The sequence below is a fragment of the Brevibacillus sp. JB24b genome, from assembly GCF_051713385.1.
Classification (GTDB): Bacteria; Bacillota; Bacilli; order Brevibacillales; family Brevibacillaceae; genus Brevibacillus_B; species Brevibacillus_B laterosporus.
The window spans coordinates 2,593,348-2,614,639 of the sequence record NZ_JBNVQV010000001.1; the positions used below are offsets into that span (position 1 = coordinate 2,593,348).

Genomic DNA, 21,292 nt, shown 5'->3' on the forward strand with positions numbered 1-21,292 from the left:
ACATCATGAAAACCAAAATCATCGCAATCGTAGGGGCTAAGGTTCTGACACGTGGTATTGGAACGGCTCCTTATGCTTGTGGATGTAGGCCCTTCTACCTTCAGAGACATGCTTCCATTCATGAAAGAAATGCATCCGAATCTTTATGATTCCCATTTGCATCTACATTATTTTAATGCAAGTAAAGAAATCGGTATTAATAATCATCACTTGTATCTCGACTAAGTAAACTAAAGGCTATAGAAATAAAAAATAGGTTTCGTGTAATAAAGAAATAGAGTTATAATAAAAGTATATATACTTGATTGTTTTAGTTTCGTTCCTATTGGAATGAGTTTTAAAGGACAGAAAAAATCCATTTTTGGAAACGGTTATTTTTGGCCGTATTTCTAAGAATGGATTTTTTCTGTCCTTTTTTCATTTTAGAAAGGACTGATAAAAATGAAGAAAGTATTAGAGGGAGCAGCCTTTACCTTTTGGACACTATTGGATTTGTGTGAGAAGTATGTAAACTGGGTATCTTCGCCTATAAAGATTTCTTCATTACTACGAAGTGTAATCGTCATCTTATTAAGTTTCTATATGCTATTTTCTTGTAATCCATTTACATGGGCAATTCGGGATGTTACAGAAGCAAAAAAAGAGTTGTTAATTATTTGTACTAGTTTGAATCTGTTGCTGCTTTTTATCACGAGAACAATTTCTGGACTGTATTGCAACATAAAAAGCTGATATATAAGGGGTAGAACTATGAGAGATCAATTGTCAGTAGAGGATGTCAAAATGAATGTGGATATTTTAGATGTCATTCAAGAGTATGTAATTTTACGAAAAAGTGGGCGGAATTATGTAGGGTTATGCCCGTTTCATTCAGAAAAAACAGGTTCATTCAATGTTAATCAACAAGAACAATTTTTTAAATGTTTTGGTTGTGGAGAAGGTGGAGATGTTTTTACGTTCCTAATGAAAATAACATCAGAGCCATTTGCAGTAGTTTTAAAGATGTTACGTGAACGACAAGAGAATGGAATAAAAAGAGTAACAGAAGGATCAATAAAGAAGAGTACAAAAAAATTACCTGATAAAGAGCTTCATCAGATATCAACTTCCTTGGCTCAAAACCTAGTACTTTTAGATAAACACAAAACTCATTTAATGTCTCCAAACAGAGGTATGTCTGAAAAGGAGATTGAAATTCGTGGCTTATCGTTCGTTTCCTGATAAACCATGGCAGCCTTTTTCTAAAATGAAGAAAATGAACTATGAGGGGTTTCCAGGTGCTTATCTGGTTCAAGTAGAAAGGGATGGGAAACTGCATGAGTATTGGAGTTTAAGTAAATATCCAGGAGGTGGTATCCTCATCCCATTTTTCAATGAATATGGATATATTGTTGGTTGGCAAATAAGATTAGACGAGATACCTAAAAAAGCAGCAATAAAAACAGATTACCGAGACAAATTCAGCGCATATATAGAAAATAATGAGATGAAAGTCACATGGTTAAATAAAATCATAGCAGCTTTCCCGATTAACGAACTAAGGAAGAATGAATACAAAAGTATCATTACAATGATGGGAGGAAATGAAAAAACGACAATTGGTCAAGTAAGTATAACGGATGGTAATAAATACTTGTGGTTGACAAGCGGTAATAAATATAAAGGGACGGAGGCGGGGAATCCTTTGCCCGTACACGTTTCAGTTCCGTGTGAGTGGCAACAGAAAAGAACACCAGGTGTTTTATTACAAAGGGCACAACGGGCATGGATAACAGAGGGTCCTTTTAAATCTGATATATCTTCAGAAAGAATTGGAGAAGTATTTTTAGGAGTCCCAGGTATTCAATCTTGGAAATATTGTATGGAGATCATAAATAACATGGGAATAGAGGAAATTGTTTTAGCATTTGATATGGATATTGCCGATTATAAAAAGGAAGAATTACGAAACTCTATTAAAAACTTCAAAGAAGAATTGTATAAGTTGTTTCAAATTAAGAAATGTGAGGTAGCTTTGTGGAATAAGGAACAGCATGGAAAAGGAATAGACGACATTTTAATTAGAGGATTTTATCCAGAAGTCAGGACACTATTTGAACGATAGATTTTATTACGTTGTGGAGGTTCAGGAAGAAGCTATGAGAACATCTGAATGAATAGAGAATTATTACTTTCTAAAACTAAACTCTTTTCTAAATAAAGGAATAAGATGACTAATTACAGAAATATTCTAAAGGCTTTCAATTATGTAGGATTGAATCCCCTTTCCTACTTTTTTACCCCTGCTGATTGAGGCGGGGGTTTTTTTATTTTTTTAAATCCTGCTTTGAGTTCTTACCAGCAAAACATCATGGGGTAAAGCACAGATTAGTCCAAGGCTGATCGGATTACCCAGTAATGTAGATACCATGATCGACAAAGGGCTTTGATTGCTAACTGGATAAGTGGCTTGGCACAGCTCTGGTGGTCGAGAAGTCGTGGTCAAATAATCGCCAGGGTGAACAGCAAGAACTTTCTACGTAGTCTTAGAAAGGGGCAGGATAACTGCGGAAATGGTCTTACAGCTCTAACTGATTGCCGAGGCTAAATTGAACAAATTTGCATTAGAGTATTATACAATTTTTTAAAATATAGAAGTGAGGCAAAAAGTTAAACTCGAACAGTCAAAAAACCAGTAGATAGACAGTATCTTTTATTTATAAATAATGTATTACTTATAGGACAAGGATTATACAAACTTTTTCTATAGATTGACCAAGTAATGTTACTATCTTAACACGTTTTATCAATTCTAAAGCTCAAGACCTACCTAGACTAAATTGTATATAGGATAGGGGTGTAGTTGTTTGTAGAGTGAAGTTTTACTTCAAATTTGTAGATGTTTTTTACTCTACTAATGTTATAATACGCCAATTTTAAGGTAAGGTACTTTTTGTACAAGAAAATTCCTTATGCCTAGAATATCTTGATACTAAAAGCGAGGTGTGAATAGTGAAAGAACTACACGATATAAAAAGAATATGGGACGAAGTTGCAAATACCGATCTTGAAGAGTTTACTAGGAAAAATCCAATATACATGAAGAGTTCAAATGGTATTTCCTCTTCATCGTTTACGTTTTGTTGGACATTTATACGTGGAAAAACAGGAGCAACGGGACCCACGGGAGGAACAGGAGCAACGGGGCCTACCGGAGAAACAGGAGCAACGGGACCCACTGGAGAAACAGGAGTAACGGGGCCTACCGGAGAAACAGGAGCCACGGGACCTGCTGGAGCAACGGGAGCAACAGGATCTGCTGGAGAAACAGGGGCAACGGGACCTACCGGAGAAACAGGGGCAACGGGACCTACCGGAGAAACAGGAGCAACGGGACCTATTGGAGCAACAGGAAATACAGGGCCAATGGGGGAAACTGGGCCAACAGGAGCCACGGGAGCCACGGGATCTACGGGACCTACTGGTGCGACAGGAGAGACAGGAGCAACGGGTGCCACAGGAATAACAGGAGTTAAAGGCCCTTGTGGACCAACGGGAGCAACAGGTTTAACTGGAGCAACAGGTACAAATATAAGCGCCAATTCCATGACTGCTACTTTAACACCCCCTACTAGTCTTTTTGTTATCTTTGTACCGCCGGAAGGGATAAATCTCCCTTTGCCTAACAATCAAAAGTTAGATGGTTTTATCGCTGTGGATGAGAACAGAGCTTTCATAGTTCCAGAAGATGGACGTTATACACTCAGATATAGCATCACCACAATCGATTCTTTTACTCTTATTACCAGATTATTAAGGAATAACACAGTTGAAATTAATGCCTCTAAAAGTGGAGGGAAATTGTCTGATAAGTTTGCTGCTGAAACTCAGGAAAACTTAATAAAAGGAGATAAGATTTCCCTTCAGGTAATGGGTGAAAATGTCATTCTTAATTTTGCTGGAAACGGTATACAAGGAGCTTTTCTAACCATTCAACGTCTAGAATAACCAAAAATTTCAGACGATATTTTAGCATATCCCGTTATATGATTCTAGTAAACACGCTAAAGAGCTTGAGATATTGGAAATCTCAAAAAAAAAATATCAGTTACTAGCTTAGTAAATGGCAAGATTGGCAACAGGGGCAACATGTATTAAAACAAGAAGAAAAATCGTCTCCTGAGAAATGAGGAAACGATTTTTCTACTATCACCTATTATTTCATAAGAGGAATCAAACTCCATTATAAAAGAATTAAAATGATATATTTATCACGAATACCATTGAACAAAAGCAGCAAACTATTTAGTCTTAGTAGTTATATATGAGACAGTTCATAATTTTGCGAAAAACATTTCTTTCAATTTGCAGGTGATTTTCACCATTTACTGTATAAAACACCAATTTTAAGGTAGAGCTCTTTTTGTACAAGAGTATTCCTTATGTGTAGAATATCTTGAGATAAAAAGTGAGGTGTGGATCGTGAAAGAATTAAACGATATAAAAAGAATATGGGATGAAATTAAACATACTGATCTCGATGAGTTTACTAAGAAAAATCCAATGCTCATGAAGCGTTCATGTTATATATCCTCTTCATCGTCTACATTTTGTTGCACATTTATACGTGGAAAAACAGGAGAAACGGGACCTACCGGAGCAACGGGACCAACGGGGGCAACGGGCTCTACCGGAGAAACAGGAGCAACAGGGGCAACGGGACCTACCGGAGAAACAGGAGCAACAGGGGCAACGGGACCTACCGGAGAAACAGGAGCAACAGGGGCAACGGGACCTACCGGAGAAACAGGAGCAACAGGGGCAACGGGACCTACCGGAGAAACAGGAGCAACAGGGACAACGGGCTCTACCGGAGAAACAGGAGCAACAGGAGAAAAGGGTCCAACAAATTTAGGAATTTTTAGTCCTACTGGACCAACAGGAGCAACAGGGGCAACGGGACCTACCGGAGAAACAGGAGCAACGGGAGAAACAGGACCCACTGGAGAAACAGGAGCGACAGGAGCAACAGGGGCGATAGGAATTATAGGACCAATGGGGCAAACAGGAGAAACAGGTCCAACAGGAGCAAGAGGTCCAAATCTAAACATCAACACTATGACTGCAACTTTAACACCCCCTACTAGTCCTTTTGTTATTGTTGTACCACCAGAAGGGATAAATCTCCCTCTACCGGACACTCAAAGATTGAATAGTTTTACAGTTGAGGACGAGAACAGAGTTTTCATAGTTCCAGAAGATGGACGTTATATACTCAGATATAACATCACCACATTCGGTTCTTTTACTCTTATTACCAGATTAGTAAGAAATAAAACAGTTGAAATTAATACCTCTAAAAGTGGAGGGAAACAGACTGATACATTTGGTGCTGAAACTCAGGACAATTTAATGAAAGGAGATAAAATTACTCTTCAGCTAATTGGTGATAATGTCGCTCTGAGTTTTTTAGGAAACGGTATAGAAGGGGCTTTTCTAACCATCCAACGTCTAGAATAATAAAAAAATTTTAAAAACCACTTTAGCATTTCGGATCACTAAATAACTACTAGTTTGGAGCATACCCGTTATAAGCTTGTCAGGGAGGCTAAACATGTGCCTATCTCTTTACGATTTAGTGCAATTATAGAAAAAATACAAGTACGTAATAAAATGAAGAAAGTCGTCTCCTTAAATTTAGGAAATGACTTTTTCTTTTATAACCGACTTCAAAGAATGTGAAGGAACACTTCTAACTATAGGGCAAAGACAAGTATTTTTTCGTTTCAATGAACTAGTTCAATGAATCAAGATATATACTCATTTTTAGTAGCTATCTCATAAGCCTAGCCAATTGGAAGCACTTCTGAGAGCTAGATTACAACGTTTTGTACATGTAAAGGTAGCACAGAAAACTCATAGATGTTACACAGCTCTAATTGTTATTCGAAACCTTGATAAAGCTTTCTGGCTTTTCTAGGTTGGTAATCATACTATTCTAAAGACAATTAAATACAGGAATATGTAAATCCCATAGAGATAGGGGAGTTTAATGTTAAATTTTTGCAGAGTCTTCTAACCCAATTCGTTAGAAATGTATCAAGTAGTGCAATTAATACTACAATAAGTAATAGTTCAATCACTGATGCAAGATATCTATTATCCACTAGTGAATCTACCAAAGAAGTAAGTTTTATAAAAAGGCTGATTGAGACAAAAAATATAAATATTGAATACTTATTTTGCGTATTTCCTCCTACTAAATTAAATTTCCTCCTTTCCCTGCTTTATAATACCATATCGTTTCATTTAATCCATATATTAACAAACAGATGAAACGTTTTACATAATTCGACAAAAAATCAGTGTCGACGTATGAAAAATATTAGTGCTTATATAAGGAAAAACCCGCTCACTGAATATCAGCAATCAATTGAGCGGGCTTGGTTTGAATATTTCATATCAGTATTTTTTAGAAAGATTTTTATCCTTGTGGATCATCTCGGGTTGGTTTTATAGCTGCATATTCCTGCTCGCTTTTAAAATCAAATAAATTAGTCATAGGAACAAGAGAGCAAATTACAAATGAAACAGTTACGAATATAGCCAAATATTTTTTCATTTTATATACCTCTTTTACATCCTTTATTTACCACATTATACACCTCGCGTAGTTTATTCAGAAGCCCTAAGTGCATATCTTTATTTTGTTCACAATGATGAATGTATATTTCCTCAGAGCATTCCGAAAGGCCACTCAACGAATGAATCGCACTATAGAACTTCATACTTGTAAGATATGCTTCCATTCCCTCATTGAAGAAGCCACGTTCTACTAGGAACGTTCCTTTGTGTTTGAAGTATTTACCTAGTTCAGAGTACTTATAAGGAGTATTTATTATAACTTAGTATTTTTCTCCTCTTGCTCTAAGATATGTTGGAGTGAATCTAAATCATTAATTCTAAGTATCGCTTCGATTAACTCATTTACTCTATGTAATGTTGCTCAATTAAAGCACCCGATTAGAATATCTTATTGAAGATAAGCCTCCGTTACTTTAAATAATTAATTCATAATATTATTAAGTAAATTCCCTTTTACTATCAGTAATGTACTAAAAGCCATACAGTAAAAACTCCTTACAAAACAAATGAACAGAAAATTGAAACTTATTTAACCGAACTAATGCAAATAGTTTTATCTTTTTAATAAAACCAGTCAATATAAATACAAAAACACCACCTACAAATGCATTGAGTAATTTAAATAATTTTAAATTTCCATTTGTCCATTTCAATATCCGCATAGAACTTACCAAAAACGGACCAATATTAAACGGAAAATTCCCCAACTCCCTGGCCCTAATTTGATACTAATAGAACAGTTCTAATCATATTCTTATAATAGAAAACAATAAAAAGGGGTGTAAAGTTAGGTGATAAAAGTAAAGGTTAGTTTACGACCCATTGTAAGTAAAATAAATTTACCCACCGTTTTGAAAACAACTTTACTTCCAGGTGACTCAATTGAAAGATTATTTATTGCAACCCAGGTAGGAGAGATCTTTTACATAGGAAACGGAGTTATAAGGACTTTTTTAGATATTCGCCCGCGAATTATAAAATTAGGTAAGTCTGAACAAGGTGTTTCTGGTATTGGATATGACGAACGGGGATTGCTAGGGCTAGCGTTTCATCCAGAATTTTATTATAACGGTTTGTTTTATCTTCATTATTCAGTAGCGGGAACACAGGGGCCAGGGGCCCTTTCTGAATCTTTTAAGCCTAATCCGTGTGATCCCAGAACTTTAAACCTAAGATGGATAAATAGAGAAACTCAATATGATCATATAGATACAGTTGAAGAATGGATTTTACAATCGAATGGTCAACCTCAAAAGCGACGGACATTACTTAATATAAGAAGACCATTTTTTAATCATAACGGTGTTAATAGCTTAAACTTTTCACCTGAAACAGGAAAACTTGTTTTAACAACTGGAGATGGTGGATCAGGCTATGATCCATTTAATTTAAGTCAGGATGATATGGAGATAGCTGGTAAAATAATTGAAATTGATGTAGTTAAGAATACATTTATCAATAATCCACCCGTAGTCACGCGTTTTAATGAACTTCCCTCATCTATTCAGGAAACGCTTACGGTAATTGCTAAAGGAGTTCGCAATATAACAGGCATTTCATTTCAAAGGTTTTATAATCAGTATATCAAATATGTGGGAAATGTCGGACAGGATTTGGTAGAGTCGATTTTTTCATTCGTTCATTATAAACCAATATCGGTTACTCAGCTTATTCAAGCTTCTTTAATGAGATCTAATCCTGACCAAGAAGAATTTATTAACTTTGGTTGGCGAGGGTGGGAAGGTGATTTTCCTACTTCGTTTATAAGGGGCTGTTCTGAGAATTCGACTTTGGATGAGAAAACAATGGCTTATTACAATGAAACAGTCAAAACTTCAGTGAGGCGTCTTCAGCCTTTAACTAGTTATTTTCATAAAGATCCACGACCCGATAAGTTTGGAGGAACTGCACTTACAGGAGTCCAGCCATATATGGGGAATGGAATCCCAAATTTAACGGGAAGCGTTGTGTTTACCGATCTTGCCCAGAAGGAAGAATCTCGACCTCCGGTTAGAGGGGTTTTAGCTTATACTAGGGCAAGTACAGATGGTAAACTAAATGATTTTAGTGTTATTGAAACCGATTATAATTTTGGATCTCAATCAGCTTATTATGTTAATTTGGGAACGAATCTGGATCAAACCAGATTATATTTAGGGGTTTATGGCTCTATGAAGGTGACTGATTTTAACCAAGGTACTATTTTTGAAATTGTTCCATGATTTATAACTATAGAATTCGACGGTTGGAGTATTTATCGTACATTTACTACATTTATGACGATAAATCCAAAGAAGGAGAAAATTTCAAAATAGGGCTAATTGTAGCTTTGAAATAAGGTTTGTTCAACAATACCTTGCAAACCCTATGCCCATCAACTTATGGAATTCTTTGTTCCTTAAAATGAAAAATAGGAAGGAACACCAAAGGGAGGGAATGCGCCTGTCCATACTTGCTCACTTGAAACACCGGATAAATAATTTTTTGTTCTAAAGTTTTGTCCAACTAGCAGAATAAAGGAGCAGGAATGGTCATGAAAAAAGGATATTGCTTCATCCAACGGCTATTATCTTTACCAACCACACCGAAATTTGTAGCGGTTTCTTGCCCAAAATACATTTTTTCATCAGGAACAAAAATAAGAGTTATGATGATCTCTAAAGCTAGGTAATGCTGAAATAATATTCTTCTTGGAGTTATCTGGTCTTACGGTAGTAATAAATCTACGGTGCGCAACATAGATATTACTTTTGTTACGATTGGAGTAAGTATTAACACCTTACCATTTCCTGAAGCAATTCCAGCATCTTATTAGCATTTCCCATCAATCTATAACGTTAAGTTAATGGGAGTTGTAAACATTACAGCAAATACCTCAATTATATATCCTAATGGAACCAAGATATTTTCTGGCATTAAAATTATTTTATTTGTATCTGTACGATACATTGTAATCCCCCTAGAAAAAGCTGCTATTTTTAAATATTCATAGAGGAGCATTCGTCATTTCAATTGATTATAATAGGCAATACCGCATAAAATTACAAGGGAATGAATAGTATAGAAAGTGACTAATTGGATATTTTCAGGAGGTTGTTTTAATAAAACGGTTTGTTCGTTATTGGTATCAATTGATGATAGAGATAGATGGAGACTATGTTCATTTGAAAAAGATGTCTCTTGCAGCCAAGTTGGTTATTACAGCCTTACTGAGTACATTTGCCACTATGTTTCAATCAGCAGGGGGCTTTATGCCTGGTATAGGCTATCTGATTAGTTTTCTAGCGACATTACCAATCTTTTTAGTTATTTGCTTTCTATCCGCCAAGGAATCCTCTCTTATCTCCTTACAATTTTCCTTTTATTTATTATTCAGCCGAGTGAACTAATCTGGGTATTATGGTGATTCTGTATGTATTCCGTATTCCGTTTTCCAGTGCTAGGCCCTACTGTTGATACAACTATGGATTCAAAGGATATTGCAATAATATTTATATTGAGTTTTCTTTACTGCTGGATCTTCGCGGAACTTTGCAGAATACTCATGAATAGATTATGTCGGGCATTGCCTTAACAGTTGAGTGAAATCTTTTTGAACAAATAAGCGTTGTAGTGCCACATATATTTCAAAAGAAGGAGGAGACTAGATGAAGCTGGCATTTAGTACAAATGCATTTACTAGATACACATTGCCCGAATCTATTTCAGAGATTGGACGTTTGGGGTATAAGGGTGTGGAAATTCTAGCGGATGTTCCGCATGCTTTCCCACCTTTGCATACTGCCCCTTGGGTAAGTGATGTGCAAAAAAAAATAGAACAATATGATCTCGAAATATCAAATATAAACGGAAATACGGCAGCCGGATTTTTTTCACATTCTACTGGAGAACCTACATTTGAGCCGTCCCTATGTAACGCGAGAGAAGAGGTGAGAAATCAGAGAATTAGATACACGAAGCAATTAATAGATTTAGCTGCAAAAGTAAATGCAAAAAACATCAGTATTACAAGTGGTAGGTGTCTTTCTGAAAACCCACCAAATCAGGCAATTAACCACCTGATAAACTCATTAATGGAAATTATGGACTATGCGGAACGACGTGAAATCAACGTAGGGATTGAATACGAACCTGGTCTTCTAATAGAAAACGGCAAGGAATTAAATGAACTGATTCAAATAGTAGGGTCAAATAGGCTGGGAGCAAACCTAGATCTCGGGCATGCAGACGTAATAGGAGAAGATATTCCCACTCTGTTATCAAGTCTAACGTCACGAATATGGAATATCCATTTAGAAGATATTGCAGATCACAAACACTATCATCTTATACCTGGTAAGGGAAACATTGACTTCAATCAATTGTTTAATCATGTAAAACAAATCGAATATACAGGATTCATTACAGTAGAATTATATACCTACAGTGACAATCCGGTTATGGCAGCAAAGGAGTCTATCGAATTCCTTACACCATACTTTAAGAATAGCCATTTATGAGGGGAGAAAACCTATGAAATATTTTGATCCGCACATCCATTGTTACTCTCGCACAACAGATGATTATGAAAATATGAGTCTGGCTGGTGTACGCGCTGTTGTGGAACCAGCATTTTGGCTTGGAAGTGAACGCCGATATCCTGAGACCTATTTTGATTACTTCCAACATTTGCTTACCTTTGAGCCGCAGCGTGCTAAGCAATATGGAATCGATCATTATTGTTGTTTAGCTATGAATCCAAAAGAAGCAAATAACGTTGATATTGCCTATCAAGTAATCGATGGACTGTCCGAGTACTTGCAACATGAGCGGTGTCTTGGGATTGGGGAGATTGGATTTGATAGAATCACTGTAGAGGAAGAAGACGTGATGCGCAGACAACTGAAATTGGCTAAGAATCTCCATATGTTGGTTATGGTACATACTCCTCACCAAAATAAGCGGGAGGGAACAAGAAGAACGATAGAAATCCTAAGGGAAGAAGGGCTTGAACCTGACAGGGTATTAATAGATCATAATAATTCAGATACTATTGATCTTTCCGTCGAATATGGCGGCTGGAGCGGGATGACAATTTATCCGACGAAAGTTTCAACTGGCGAAGCAATTGAAATAATCGAACATTACAGCACAAATAAGGTCATGATCAATACGGCAGCAGACTGGGGCCCGTCTAATCCCCTTAATGTAGTCAAAACTGCGCTTGAGATTCGAAAGAAAGGGTATGCGGAAAATATCATTCAAGAGCTAGTTTGGAATAATCCGGTCCGTTTTTATGAGCAATCTGGAAAATTGAAACTAGATTCATAAGGGGTGAAAAGATCATGAAACTCGCATATAGCAGTAATGGATTTAAAAGATATGACCTGTTAAAAACAATCGACTTATTGGCTGAAATCGGATATGAAGGAATAGAAATCTTACTAGATATCCCGCATGCTTTTCCACCTGAAGTGACCAATGAGAAGTTAGAAATGATTAAAGACAGGTTGAAACGACGAAACATGACTATATCAAATTTGAATGCGTTCATGCTGTATGGAATAAAAGATAATTGGCACCCGTCTTTTGTTGAGGCAGATGAAGTAGAAAGAAGACAGCGTATAGAACATACGCATAACTGCATTGACTTGGCTCAAAAACTCGGTGCAAAGACATTGTCTACCGAACCAGGGGGACCACTCATCAATGTAGGAAGAGAATGGGCAAATAAAGTTTTTATTTTGGCAATGGAGGAATTGGCTGACCATGCCGAAAAATCTGGTGTGACAATTCTTGTTGAACCGGAGCCGGACTTACTGATTGAAACATCTGATCAATTTATTGAATTCAAGAAGGCTGTTCCTTCCCAGGCGATTGGATTAAATTTTGACATAGGACATTTCTTTTGTGTCGGAGAGGATCCAGCTACATTAGTTCATAAGTTGCTACCCTATACAAAGCATTATCATCTGGAGGATATTGCCGGGGACCGTGTTCACGAACATCTCATACCAGGGCATGGTGCTATTCCTATTCTAGAAGTTTTACAATCTATAAAGAAAACGGGTTATGATGGTTTTGTTACCATTGAATTATACCCCTATGAAAGTCAGGCGATACAGGCTGCCAAAGAATCTTATGACTATGTGAAAAGTATCCTTAACAGCCTATGAGAAAGATTCGCACCTATTTTGAGCTCATACGATTTCCGAATACCTTTACAGCTATGGCAGATATATTGGCAGGTACTTGGATTGCAGGGGTAGTTTTGGATCAGAGTCACTTCATTCAGATTATCCTTCTCATATTTGCAAGTGCATGTATATATGCGACAGGAATTATTTTAAATGACTTTTTTGATTTTGAAATAGATAAAAAAGAGCGGCCTGAGAGACCCTTGACATCTGGCCGTATCTCACTTCGTTCAGCGCTCCGTTTTGGTCTTGTACTCCTTACGGCTGGTATTGTATCTGTAAGCTTTGTGTCCAAAATAAGTTTTTTGATTGCGTGCATTCTCATTGTTTTAGTATTCGTTTATAATCGCTATTCAAAGCATCATGACGTTTTCGGACCGTTGACAATGGGAATTTGTAGAGGAGTCAATTTGTTATTAGGGTTGAGTGTGGCACCAGATAAATTAGCGCAATTTTGGTGGATAGCGGGATTAGGATTTTTATATATTTTCACTGTTACTGTGATGTCCAAAGGCGAGGTTGGAAACGGCATTCATCCGAATCGAGTAAAAATTATGGCAGGGGCGGTTTTAACGTGTGCTATTGTTATTCTGTTCTTGCAATTCGACGGTACATGGGGAGCAACAGTTATTGCAGTAATCTTTTTTTTGTTATGGACTTTTTCAGGAATTTTACCGGCACTAGCAAAGCCGACATCACCTAACATTAGAAAGGCTGTCGGAACATGTATACTAGGTCTTCCATTATTGGATGGGGCGGTTGCCGCTTCATTCGGAGGATGGCCAGCTTTTTTTTCCGTATCCTCTTTCCTAATTCTGAGTTATATCATGTCTCGTATCTTTCCGGTCACATAGATGAAAGGATGGTATCTTTGGAGAAAAAAAACGTGGTTGTATTAGATATTATCAGTTTAACAACAGAACATCTGAACGATGCTGAATTAACTCCGAATATTCGAAAATTATTAGAAAGTGGGCAACACGCAAGAATTAAGCCTGTATTTCCCGCTGTAACTGGATCAATACAGGCTACTTATATCACTGGAATTCCGCCAGCTGAACATGGAGTTATTTGTAACGGACTCCCCAATTTGGATACTAAAGAGATTACAATGTGGAATCAGACTATGGTTCCAATTCAAGGCGAAAAAATCTGGGAGAAGCTGAAGAAAGAAGACCCGACAGCTGAAACAGCAGTGCTATTTTGGCAGTTCAGCAAGCTGAGCACAGCGGACTATGTAGTTACACCTGCCCCTATCCATCTCGATAAAAAAATGATTTTGTGGTGTGATTCGAAGCCGAGGGACTTATACGGAAAACTGAGGGAGAAATATGGGGAATTTGATCTGAAATATTTCTGGGGTCCACTCTCTTCTGTCAAGTCCAGTGAATGGATCTTAGATGCAGCAATAGATGTTTTAGAAGAATACAAACCAAGATTATCACTTGTATATTTACCCAATATAGATTATAACGCGCAAAGGTTCGGACCTGAAAGTGAAGCAGCAAGGAGATCGATTAAAGAAATTGATAATTTGATTGGAAACTTTATCGGGCAACTGGAAGAGCGCGGATTGAGGGAGCACACACGTCTTGTTATTTTGTCAGAATATAACTTTAAGTCAGTTAATAGACCTATCCTTATCAATCAAACGTTGAATAAAGAGGGCTATGTGGCTATCAAGCATGTTGAAAATATGGATTTTCTCGATTTAGAGATGTCGAGAGCCTTTGCTTTGGCAGACCATCAATTGGCCCACGTGTATATTCAAGACACACATGATATTGGGGCAGTTAAAGCAATTCTCGAAAAAATCCCAGGTATAGCCGAGGTATGGGGAGAAGAGGAGAAACGAGCTCATAAGATTGATCATGAACTTTCGGGTCAGTTAGTTGCAATTGCAGAACCCGACAGTTGGTTTGTGTACTACTGGTGGCTAAACAACGAACAGGCACCAGAATTTGCATACAATGTGGATATTCATAGGAAGCCCGGTTATGATCCAGTTGAGCTGTTTGTAAATCCAAAAACATTCCAAATCCCACTAGAACCGGAGCGAATCAAAGGATCTCACGGTTTACCGCCAAAGGACGAAGGGGACTATGTATCACTTGTAGTAACAGGGAAAGATTTTGAACTTCCAGAAACATTAGAAGCGACCGAAGTCCATGACTTATTGTTACAACTTTCAAGAAAAAAAGAAGAGGTGAAAAAGTGACATATCAAACGGGTGTGTTATTTGTGGGGATGCTAGGGGCAGTTGCAACAACAACGATTTCCGGACTCTTTGCAGTCAATCAAAATCTAGCTCCATTAAGGGGAGTTATTTCTTCAGAGAAGGAATTTGAGATGCTGCAGCTACCCCCGCTTGACCAGATTGCTTTTGGTGGATGGGATATACAAAAAGATTCATTGATAGAAGCGGTAAAAAGACATGGCATCATTCAGGAACCTATTTTGCAGAAGATTGAAATGAATCTCAATGATGTTCCTGTTTGGCAAGCGCCACTGGCTAATGTAAATGATTTTGTCAAAGGAGTATATAGATTGAAAGGAGAGCCTGAGACTTTAGAGAGTGCAGTGGATAAGATCCAAGAAGACATCGAGGCATTTAGGAAAAAATATGATCTTGAGAGAATTGTTGTGATAAACACCGCTTCAACAGAAGAAAAAACAAAAACTCATTCATTATATCAATCATTAAAAGCATTTGAGACCGGGTTAAGGGAAAATTCACCGGATATTCGACCAGGTATGCTTTATGCTTATGCAGCAATGAAGGCAAAATGTGCTTATGTGAACTTTACGCCGAGTGTGACGGCTGAGATACCGGCGCTGCAAAAGCTTGCAGAAACTCAGGGTGTCCCGACAGCAGGGAAAGATGGAAGGACAGGACAGACTTTATATAAACATGTTTTAGGGAAAATGTTCAAACAGCGAGGGTTGAATATTGTTGGTTGGTACAGCACGAATATCCTAGGGAATCAAGATGGTGCAATTTTGGATCATCCGAGGCATTCTTCAACAAAGATTGATTCAAAGTCCATTGGATTAGAACGTATATTAGGGTACAGTCATTTTGATCATAAAGTTAGGATTGATTATTTTCCTGTCCGAGGAGATAGAAAAGAAGCATGGGATACGGTTGACTTTGAAGGGTGGTTAGGTGAGAGGATGACAATGAAAATCAATTGGCTAGGCATTGATTCTATTTTAGCTGCTCCTCTTATAATTGACCTTTCCCGGTTTATGGATCATGCACTTCAGAAGGGGAAGACAGGAATAATGGAACATCTATCACTTTTCTTTAAATCCCCAATTGGAACAGATGAATATGCCCTTGATCAGCAATACCAAATGTTATTGGAGTATGTGAAACATTTTGAATACAATGCTTAATCTCCTTGGTGGCCTTGACTATTTTGGAAGTCACAGCAAATAAGCTGTTTTCAATCATCCGTACTCATCTCCTATAAGTTCATTGTAAGAACTTAACCGATAAAACATCCAATACTCTTTGCAAAGAATATTCCTTTAGATGAAGGGCATGGGAAATACCGTAAATGGAAGGTGAATTTCCATTTTGTTTGGAATATGAAATTAAAGGGAAACGGAGTGTTATTCAAGATACTTTAATATGTGAATATGATGGTATTGGAATTAACGAGGGACAGGGTAAATATCGGGAATGGAAGGAGCATTTAGCCAGCGGAAAACACAAATATTGTTGTTGAGATTGATGATTCGAAAGAAATATATTATGATCCGGTCCTGCTCAATATTATATGGGTGGTATGAATGAAGGAGTAACGTATATACATGGTTTTCCTAATGCAAGATATTTCGAAAAAAATGCGGATGGAAGCACTAAAGATGGTATTATACCTGCAGATGAATTCCATGAGAAAATATGTATCAATGTCGGTCTATTCTTTCGGATCGCTATGGCAGAAAACAATGTTCGTGCCAAGCGCCGCTGAACGATCATTCTCCTTTCATTTTTTCTCGTTCATCCCACTTCCAAATGTCAGTGACGAACGGATCGATCCGTATCTCCAGCCCGTTCATTGATGCTATGCATTCTTCCGGGTTTTCGTCGAATCCAATTACTTTGACTTGAATATGTTCACCCATTCCGATAGACTCCCCTGATCTCAAATCTCATCGAACTACATAGCCGTTGTCGATATTTTTTTAGGGAGCTTTGCATTCACCCAGCCCTCAAAGTCCTCTAACTCCACTACCATCGGCCCTGTACCCAAAAATTGAAATTCATCTGTTACACATGTCCAGAGAAAATAAAGTTGTAGACTGAGAAAATGAAGTGTTGGATTGTTGATGCTTCATTTTAACGGGCAGCAAGCCCTTAAGTACTACCCCATGTTGATACAAGGATTTTACCGTGATATATTTAGTAAGCTAAATATAACAGAAGAGGAGTTATTAATGACAGATAATGTGGGTTGTGATATTCGTCAGACGTTAGATAGGATTTCTTCCAAAATGCGCCGAGATTATAGCGAATCTCTAAGGGAACTTAACCTTTATGTAGGCCAAGATAATTTACTTGCTCGTTTGTGGATAGGCGGCGATGGAATAACACAAATGCAGTTATGTGAATATTTAAAGTGTGAACCGCCTACGGTAACAAATATGGTTAGATCACTGGAGCAAAACGATTTTATTTACCGTACAAGGGATAAACATGATGCTAGGGTAATGCGGATTTTTCTAACAGACAAAGGCAAAGAATTAGAGGAACCGGTTAATTTCAAATGGAAACAGCAGCAAGAAAAATTACTGCATTCAATTTTACCGGCCGATCGCTTACTTCTAAGGCAACTATTGAAGCAAATGGAGAGTGACTTATTATAAGTCGTCTCTTGCATTTATATTTAGCATACTAAATAATTTCACTGTACGCTTCTACGTACCTTAGCGGTGTACATATTGGTCAAACAATGTTTTGTGAAAAATTTATTTTAATTAAGAGGAGATATAGAGATGAAGGGACAGTACAATACGCGTGCCATCTTGGCATCCCTGCTTATCTGCGGTTTTATTGGCATGTTTAGTGAGACTGCTTTAAGCATAGCAATGATTAATTTAATGGATGTGTTCCAAATTCCGGCCGCAACCGCACAATGGTTAACAACAGGGTTCTTGCTGACTCTAGGCATAATAATGCCAATAAGCGGGTTGTTGTTGCAAATGTTTACGACAAGGACGCTGTTCACAAGTTCGCTCATAAGTTTAATTGTAGGTACATTGATTGCGGCACTCTCATTTAATTTTGAAATGTTAATGTTCGCCCGAGTTCTACAGGCGGTAGGCATGGCGTTGTTGCTTCCACTCATGTTTAATACCATTCTTGTCATATTTCCACCGGAAAAGCGGGGGGCGGCGATGGGATTCGTGGGACTTGTTATCATGTTCGCGCCAGCGACCGGACCGACCGTAGCCGGTCTATTAATAGAATATTTATCATGGCACTACATCTTCTGGTTATCGCTGCCGCTTTTGGTCATAGGTTTGTTGATTGGTTTGAAATATTTGGAAAATATTACCGAAGTCAAAAAGCTTCGGATAGATCTACTATCTGTCGTATTGTCAACGATCGGTTTCGGAGGAGTTGTCTTCGGCTTCAGTAAGGCGGGCGAAGGATCTGAAGGTTGGGGAAGCATGGCATGGTTGGGATGGCCATGATATGGATGCCTGCTCAAACGAACGGGTTAAATCAATTGCCGCCGGAGTTATACCCGCACGGCACGGCAGTCATGAACACACTGCAGCAGGTTGTAGGCGCGATTGGAACAGCGGTCGCAATCAGTATCCTTACAGTTGGCATGGATAAATACTTGCACGGCTCCTCTGCTCCGACTAATCTAGGCGAAATTGCAAACGCCATGCAGCCAAAACGTGTTCTTGTTCGTGATGATCATAGAATGATTAGCTTGGTCATGGGTTCTTTATCCGCCGCGCCGTAGTTAAACGCGAGGGGTTAAAATCGACACATTTAAAAAAGTATTAAAAAACTAAATTAGGAGAAATAAAAATGAAATTTGGAATAATAGGTGTAGGAAATATAGGGTCAATTATTTCTGAAAAATTAGTTAAGAATGGACATGATGTCAAAATTGCAGATGCTCGAGGAATTGAACGATTGGAAGGAAAAGACCTCGCATGAATACGTGTGAGTGTAGAAGATGTAATTAGAAATATTAATGTACTTATAATATCAATCCCCCTGTACGTACTGCCAAGTATTCGCCATGTTGTAGATAACGTTGGGGAGGAAGTGATCGTTGTAGACACTTCAAATTATTATCCTCAAAGAGACAATAAAATTGAAGAAATTGAGAACGGGATGGTTGAAAGTTTGTGGGTTTCAAATCAATTAGGTAGACCTATAATTAAGGCTTTCAACAATTTATTAGCCTTTACTTTAAAAAATAAAGGAACTCCCGAAGGTACTAGTGGACGAATTGCTATATCAGTTGCTGGCGATGACCTTATCTCAAAAAAAATAATTATGGATATAGTAAACGAGCTAGGCTTTGACACTGTAGATAGCGGTTATTTAAGTGATTCTTGGAGACAACAGCCTGGAACTCCTGCATACTGCACAGAGCTAACAAAAGATGAACTAACGAAAGCTTTGAAAAAGGCAAATAAAGAAAAAGCGCCTTTCCTACGGGATAAGGTGATAGAGAAATTTTTAGCTACCCCAGCCGAATTATCAAGCAAAGATATTGTTAGAATAAATAGAGAAATATATAATTCCTAAATTAGGAACCCTGATTGTCTTGATAGGTTGGTTAAACTCCCATGAAAACCAGTAAAAGAGCATAAGAAAATAGACCCAGCATTACACTTTTAAAAAAAAGGCTGAGCCTCGTGAGTAGATGACAATAGGTAAGGTTTTGCACTATCAATAAAGCAAAAAAGACGTTATCCTTTCTGTAGTAGGAAAGGATGGCGTTTCCTTTATGAATCTTTCGATTCTTGACGAACTTCAACCGATTGCTGAAGAATTACAACGACATATGTCTTCTCATGTTCTAGAACACCTAGCCAAAGAAAAAGGATTCGTTCAGTCACAAGAAATAAATTCATCAATATACCACGACTTTTAAGCACATTCGGGCTTCCAGATAAGTTTTCTTCACATTATCAAGGTTCGGGTGGAAGTAGCCATACAGCAGGAGTTAAAATTCAATTGGAGTATGACTTATTGAGTGGAAAGTTCCTGCACGTTTATGTAGGAGAAGGAAGAGAAAATGATAAAACCTTTGGTTCAACAAGCCTACAAACCATTCAACCAAAAGACTTGTACATAAGAGATTTAGGCTATTTTGACTTACATGACTTACAGAAGATCCATGATAAAGGAGCTTACTATGTCTCACGTTTGAAATTAAATTCTCGAATCTATCGTAAGAATGATGAGCCAGAGTATTTTCGAAATGGGACCGTGAAGAAAGGAACGCTCTATATTCAGTTAGATATGGAAGAACTCATGAATCAATTGCCCCCTGGTCAAACAATGGAGGTTTCAGAGGCATACATTGGACAGTATCAAAAATTGCCAGCTGTGTTATTATTCATCGATTAACAAAGGAACAAACAGAAAAAAGGTTGAAAGAACAAGCCAAAAAGGAAAAAAAGAAAGGTATTATCTACAAAGAACGGAGTAAACGGTTGAGTGGAATTCAACGTGTATATTACGAACCTTTCTGCAGAAAATGTTCCAACGGAACATATCCATGACTTCTATTCATTACGTTGGCAAATTGAAATTTTATTTAAAACATGGAAATCTTTCTTTCAAATTGACAAGTGCAAAGGAATCAAGAAAGAACGCTTAGAATGTCATTTATATGGGCAACTCATTAGTATTTTACTCTGTTCATCGACGATGTTCAAAATGCGTCAGTTACTCTTGGATAAGAAAAAGAAAGAGCTAAGTGAATACAAATCCATCTATATGATAAAGAATTATTATCTATTGTTTTATGAAGGATTACAAAAGGACATCCATGAATTATTAAAAGTTTTACTGCGTTTGTTTTATCTTGTAGAGAAAAACGGGAGAAAATCTCACCGGTACGAAAAGAAAACCGTCTTTGATATCTTAGGTGTTGTGTATGATTATACGTTGTCACAAAGTTTCAAAGTTGCATAATATTTCTTAAAATACCTATTTAATAGGTTTATTTGTTATGCTCATCTTTAGTACAGTCGTAGAAATTTTAAAAAATAACTCTCACATATACCCTCTTAGCACCCTTAACTTGATGGCGATGGGGTATCGCCGGCAAAAAGCGAATTAACAACGCCAAGCATTCCATGTACACAAATACAGCCGGTTTTCACTACGCTAAGAGGTGTAACCGGCTATATTGCTATACTTAGTTCAATTATTCTAAGATAGTAACTCCTTTCGGCAAAGCGATACTCACCAAGGAAGTTGATATGTTCCCACCACAGTG

Annotated in this window: 16 protein-coding genes and 5 pseudogenes; 19 read left to right on the forward strand and 2 right to left on the reverse strand. The window is 37.5% G+C overall.

Going from position 1 to position 21,292, the window contains the following annotated elements:
- Positions 1-5 precede the first annotated feature (5 nt).
- The 6 genes and pseudogenes from ACQV1I_RS12710 to ACQV1I_RS12735 all read left to right on the forward strand — a co-directional run bounded on the left by ACQV1I_RS12710 (position 6) and on the right by ACQV1I_RS12735 (position 5,499).
- Positions 6-149 (forward strand): hypothetical protein, encoded by a 144-nt coding sequence (locus tag ACQV1I_RS12710; RefSeq protein ID WP_201747423.1) that lies wholly within the window; start codon positions 6-8, stop codon positions 147-149.
- A 601-nt stretch (positions 150-750) separates the two neighbouring features.
- Positions 751-1,221: a CHC2 zinc finger domain-containing protein gene (locus ACQV1I_RS12715; RefSeq protein WP_116334652.1), complete on the forward strand. Its 471-nt coding sequence runs from the start codon at positions 751-753 to the stop codon at positions 1,219-1,221.
- The gene (locus tag ACQV1I_RS12720; protein WP_116334651.1) at positions 1,199-2,104 is read left to right on the forward strand and encodes a DUF3854 domain-containing protein; all 906 of its coding nucleotides are present in this window, start codon (positions 1,199-1,201) and stop codon (positions 2,102-2,104) included. The genes ACQV1I_RS12715 and ACQV1I_RS12720 overlap by 23 nt, the downstream gene beginning before the upstream one ends.
- A gap of 324 nt (positions 2,105-2,428) precedes the next feature.
- Positions 2,429-2,627: pseudogene (locus ACQV1I_RS12725) on the forward strand (DUF2785 domain-containing protein); the annotation flags it as partial.
- A gap of 364 nt (positions 2,628-2,991) precedes the next feature.
- Positions 2,992-3,987: a BclA C-terminal domain-containing protein gene (locus ACQV1I_RS12730; RefSeq protein ID WP_116334650.1), complete on the forward strand. Its 996-nt coding sequence runs from the start codon at positions 2,992-2,994 to the stop codon at positions 3,985-3,987.
- 474 nt (positions 3,988-4,461) lie between these two features.
- A complete protein-coding gene (locus ACQV1I_RS12735; protein WP_438769298.1) occupies positions 4,462-5,499 on the forward strand; it encodes a BclA C-terminal domain-containing protein in 1,038 nt (345 codons plus the stop codon).
- A 964-nt stretch (positions 5,500-6,463) separates the two neighbouring features.
- Here the strand turns inward: ACQV1I_RS12735 and ACQV1I_RS12740 are convergent.
- Positions 6,464-6,601: a hypothetical protein gene (locus ACQV1I_RS12740; RefSeq protein WP_161555103.1), complete on the reverse strand. Its 138-nt coding sequence runs from the start codon at positions 6,599-6,601 to the stop codon at positions 6,464-6,466.
- 814 nt (positions 6,602-7,415) lie between these two features.
- Here ACQV1I_RS12740 and ACQV1I_RS12745 point away from each other — a divergent pair.
- From ACQV1I_RS12745 to ACQV1I_RS12785, 9 genes and pseudogenes are all read left to right on the forward strand, one after another.
- Positions 7,416-8,846 (forward strand): PQQ-dependent sugar dehydrogenase, encoded by a 1,431-nt coding sequence (locus ACQV1I_RS12745; protein WP_116334648.1) that lies wholly within the window; start codon positions 7,416-7,418, stop codon positions 8,844-8,846.
- Between the two features lie 879 nt (positions 8,847-9,725).
- A pseudogene (locus ACQV1I_RS12750) lies at positions 9,726-10,198 on the forward strand (hypothetical protein).
- A gap of 73 nt (positions 10,199-10,271) precedes the next feature.
- Positions 10,272-11,123 carry a sugar phosphate isomerase/epimerase family protein gene (locus ACQV1I_RS12755; protein ID WP_094702134.1) on the forward strand — a complete coding sequence of 284 codons (852 nt, stop codon included), beginning with the start codon at positions 10,272-10,274 and terminating at the stop codon, positions 11,121-11,123.
- A 13-nt stretch (positions 11,124-11,136) separates the two neighbouring features.
- Positions 11,137-11,934: a TatD family hydrolase gene (locus ACQV1I_RS12760; RefSeq protein ID WP_116334647.1), complete on the forward strand. Its 798-nt coding sequence runs from the start codon at positions 11,137-11,139 to the stop codon at positions 11,932-11,934.
- A gap of 14 nt (positions 11,935-11,948) precedes the next feature.
- Positions 11,949-12,779: a sugar phosphate isomerase/epimerase family protein gene (locus ACQV1I_RS12765; protein WP_116334646.1), complete on the forward strand. Its 831-nt coding sequence runs from the start codon at positions 11,949-11,951 to the stop codon at positions 12,777-12,779.
- A complete protein-coding gene (eboC, locus tag ACQV1I_RS12770) occupies positions 12,776-13,654 on the forward strand; it encodes a UbiA-like protein EboC (RefSeq protein ID WP_094702128.1) in 879 nt (292 codons plus the stop codon). The genes ACQV1I_RS12765 and eboC overlap by 4 nt, the downstream gene beginning before the upstream one ends.
- 32 nt (positions 13,655-13,686) lie before the next feature.
- The gene (locus ACQV1I_RS12775; protein WP_116334666.1) at positions 13,687-15,018 is read left to right on the forward strand and encodes an alkaline phosphatase family protein; all 1,332 of its coding nucleotides are present in this window, start codon (positions 13,687-13,689) and stop codon (positions 15,016-15,018) included.
- On the forward strand, positions 15,015-16,199 hold the full coding sequence (locus ACQV1I_RS12780) for an inositol-3-phosphate synthase (protein WP_116334645.1): 1,185 nt from the start codon (positions 15,015-15,017) through the stop codon (positions 16,197-16,199). The genes ACQV1I_RS12775 and ACQV1I_RS12780 overlap by 4 nt, the downstream gene beginning before the upstream one ends.
- A gap of 395 nt (positions 16,200-16,594) precedes the next feature.
- Entirely contained in the window at positions 16,595-16,780 is a 186-nt protein-coding gene (locus tag ACQV1I_RS12785) for a hypothetical protein (RefSeq protein ID WP_236645854.1), read from the forward strand.
- A 4-nt stretch (positions 16,781-16,784) separates the two neighbouring features.
- Here the strand turns inward: ACQV1I_RS12785 and ACQV1I_RS12790 are convergent, their stop codons facing one another.
- Positions 16,785-16,934, reverse strand: a complete 150-nt coding sequence (locus ACQV1I_RS12790) for a hypothetical protein (protein WP_161555102.1) — start codon at positions 16,932-16,934, stop codon at positions 16,785-16,787.
- Positions 16,935-17,246: 312 nt separating this feature from the next.
- Between ACQV1I_RS12790 and ACQV1I_RS12795 the strand changes: the two genes are divergently transcribed.
- The 4 genes and pseudogenes from ACQV1I_RS12795 (at position 17,247) to ACQV1I_RS12810 (ending at position 20,985) form a co-directional block, all read left to right on the forward strand.
- Entirely contained in the window at positions 17,247-17,675 is a 429-nt protein-coding gene (locus tag ACQV1I_RS12795; RefSeq protein WP_116334665.1) for a MarR family winged helix-turn-helix transcriptional regulator, read from the forward strand.
- 129 nt (positions 17,676-17,804) lie between these two features.
- Positions 17,805-18,709 (forward strand): annotated as a pseudogene (locus tag ACQV1I_RS12800) (MFS transporter); the annotation flags it as partial.
- A gap of 146 nt (positions 18,710-18,855) precedes the next feature.
- A pseudogene (locus ACQV1I_RS12805) lies at positions 18,856-19,587 on the forward strand (NADPH-dependent F420 reductase).
- Positions 19,588-19,789: 202 nt separating this feature from the next.
- Positions 19,790-20,985: pseudogene (locus ACQV1I_RS12810) on the forward strand (IS4 family transposase).
- Positions 20,986-21,292 lie beyond the last annotated feature (307 nt).